3 protein-coding genes and 2 pseudogenes are annotated in these 2527 nt (G+C 34.4%); 2 read left to right on the plus strand and 3 right to left on the minus strand.

Annotated features, from left to right (window positions below):
- Nucleotides 1–471 precede the first annotated feature (471 nt).
- Nucleotides 472–743: pseudogene (locus tag KQI94_RS15730) on the minus strand (toprim domain-containing protein); the annotation flags it as partial.
- Between the two features lie 194 nt (nucleotides 744–937).
- On the opposite strand from KQI94_RS15730, the gene KQI94_RS15735 reads away from it, so the two are divergent.
- Together KQI94_RS15735 and qacH are read left to right on the plus strand one after the other, a co-directional pair.
- A complete protein-coding gene (locus KQI94_RS15735) occupies nucleotides 938–1489 on the plus strand; it encodes a TetR/AcrR family transcriptional regulator (protein ID WP_000028029.1) in 552 nt (183 codons plus the stop codon).
- Nucleotides 1489–1866 carry a quaternary ammonium compound efflux SMR transporter QacH gene (qacH, locus tag KQI94_RS15740; RefSeq protein WP_031645734.1) on the plus strand — a complete coding sequence of 126 codons (378 nt, stop codon included), beginning with the start codon at nucleotides 1489–1491 and terminating at the stop codon, nucleotides 1864–1866. Before KQI94_RS15735 ends, qacH begins: the two co-directional genes overlap by 1 nt.
- Before the next feature lie 194 nt (nucleotides 1867–2060).
- On the opposite strand, the gene KQI94_RS15745 is transcribed toward qacH, so the two are convergent.
- Together KQI94_RS15745 and KQI94_RS15750 are read right to left on the minus strand one after the other, a co-directional pair.
- Nucleotides 2061–2237: a hypothetical protein gene (locus tag KQI94_RS15745; protein WP_162781500.1), complete on the minus strand. Its 177-nt coding sequence runs from the start codon at nucleotides 2235–2237 to the stop codon at nucleotides 2061–2063.
- A 56-nt stretch (nucleotides 2238–2293) separates the two neighbouring features.
- Nucleotides 2294–2527: pseudogene (locus KQI94_RS15750) on the minus strand (recombinase family protein); the annotation flags it as partial.

Below are 2527 nucleotides of genomic sequence, written 5' to 3' on the forward strand. Positions count from 1 at the left end.
TGCCCTGTATCACTTCAAGTGCCTATAACACTTCACGGAGTTTCATAAAAACAATTCTTACTCCACCGCATGATACCGTAGAGTGACATGATTTCTTCAATCATGTTCTACCCGACACATTTCTGTGCCTTAGGCGTTTAGGACAGTACATTCGCCAGTTCGTCAGTGCTTTTACACACATTCTCACCATACTATACTTTTTGCGACCTCCGGCATATTAGATACAGTTCCTACCTCTAGGAAATTTTCGTGCAGACCAATGTTTATCATTTCTGCTTACGGTATCCTTCTGCCGACTTCACCGAGCTTCATACCATTTCTTTTAACACGTAAGAAATAGCATGTCGGAGTATTAAGGGAGGCGTTTCAAGGCGTTACCCTATCATTCCACCTCTCAAACTGAAAGTTCTCCACTAACGTCTGTTAAGCCGTTAGTGTGCCTAGTCTTTTCAACTAGAAACATGTCGCACTATTTTCACCTTCTCTGTCGCTATCTGTTGCTATGATAATCGTGTCCGATTTTCTTAATAGATCCGACACAATATTAAATTGTTCTTTCTTATCTTTTGCTACTTGGAAATCATATTTTTCTGGAAAAATAGGTAGTGTTTCTAAACTCCATTTACTCCATTTTTCGTCATAATGATTTGGTGGTGCTAATTCAACTAAATGTCCGAAACCATACGTTATGGGGTAGAGTCCTGAAAATGCGGATTTACAACGGTAATGTAATTTTCACCCATAAATAAAGCCGATTTTAAGAAATCGACTGTTGAACTAAAGCTCCCTTTACTTTAAGTACATTTCTTCACAATCTTTAGATTAATTTATTGGATTATTTTTATGTGAAAGAGTGATATTAAATAAGAGCTTTAATTCGATTGACAAAAAACCGTCCAAACGGTATATTATATGTATCTAAGTTATGGAGGTTATTATGTCTATTTCAAAGCATGCTAATAAGAAAAAAAATATATTGATTGCTGCATCTGAAATTGTAAAAGAAGAAGGAGTTGTCAAACTCACATTAGAGGCAGTCGCCCAAAGAGCTGGCGTGAGTAAAGGTGGATTATTATACCATTTTCCTAGCAAGGAAGCATTAATTAAAGGAATGGTGGAAGATTGGACAAATAATTATTTCGAATGCATTAATACGTTAGTTAATAACGACGATGATAACGCAATAGGAAAATGGAATAGGGCTTATCTTAAATCTACATTTTCCGATTTAGAAAACAATAATCTAAATTCCGCACTAATGGCTGCTATGTTTATTAATCCAGATTTATTAGATGAATTCCGGCAGAGATACGATATTTTGCATACAAAGTTAATAACTGATGGAATTGATCCTGTCAAAATAACAATTACAAGATTATCCATAGATGGTCTTTGGTTTTCAGAAATATTTGGAATGGCACCATTAAATGAAGAACTAAAAACACAAGTTTTTGATGAACTAATAAACATGATTCAGGAGGACGAATAATGTCATATCTATATTTAGCACTTGCAATAGTGGGGGAGATTATTGGCTCTTCCCTATTAAAAGCATCTGAAGGCTTTTCAAAACTCTATCCTACAATAGGGGTAATAATAGCTTTCGTTGGTTGTTTTTTCTTTTTATCCTTGTCGCTAAAAACAATCTCCTTAAACACTGCATATGCATTATGGGCAGGTTTAGGACTTGTTTTGACTACAGTAATTTCAGTTTTAGTTTGGAAGGAAAAACTTAACATGGCTAGCATTGCAGGAATAACACTGATTCTTGTAGGAGTTGTAATATTGAATTTGTTTGGACCAGGACATGGAGAATCTGGTCATGAAGCAAGCGAAACTATTACAATGAATGAGACAATGGAATAACACATAAAAAAGTCCTTCTTAATAAAGAGAAGGACTTTTTAGCTTAATTAAGGGTATTTTTTGAAGTCCTTATTCAACAAACCTGCGTACGTTAGTTTAAGTGTATCACTTCACAATTCCAATAGAGTAGAGTTTATTGAGACATAATGAAATTAGCGTTTTAAATGACTTCTGACTGTCTCATAAGACTTGTATCAAATGCTTACCGTTGTAAATCCGCATTTCCCTGACGCTACCCCTATATAAACGTTTCCTTCAAAAATTGGATCTTTAACCTCATAAAAGCCTTTTTTTCTAGTTGATTGTTCGAAAGCTGAAGCGTATGCAGCTGCTTGTGACGGTTTTTCTGATAATATCGTTAAGTTTCTCATTTGTGTTACTCCTTTTGATACTTTAAAGTATCATTTATTAAAAAATTAAACGCCTTTTAAGAGCGTTCAATTCCGTATCTCTCTCTATATCTGCGAAACGTCCTTCTATTAATCCCTGTTATTTTTTCAATATTATTTTCTGTTTCTCCATTTAAATATAATTTGAAGGCGTGTTGTAGTTTAGGATCATCTTTTTTATATTTTGGTTTTCCACCTCTAAAACGTCCTTCTTTTTTCGCTATTTCTATTCCTTGCCTTTGTCTTTCTTTGATTCTTATTCTTTCAGATTC

It is taken from the genome of Enterococcus sp. S183_ASV_20 (assembly GCF_018919685.1).
Taxonomy (GTDB): Bacteria; Bacillota; Bacilli; order Lactobacillales; family Enterococcaceae; genus Enterococcus; species Enterococcus faecalis.

What these genes read in the sequence shown, in the direction of transcription:
- KQI94_RS15735 (WP_000028029.1), top strand. Translation starts at nt 938, where the DNA reads ATGTCTATTTCAAAGCATGCTAATAAGAAAAAAAATATATTGATTGCT.
- qacH (WP_031645734.1), top strand. Translation starts at nt 1,489, where the DNA reads ATGTCATATCTATATTTAGCACTTGCAATAGTGGGGGAGATTATTGGC.
- KQI94_RS15745 (WP_162781500.1), bottom strand. Translation starts at nt 2,237, where the DNA reads ATGAGAAACTTAACGATATTATCAGAAAAACCGTCACAAGCAGCTGCA.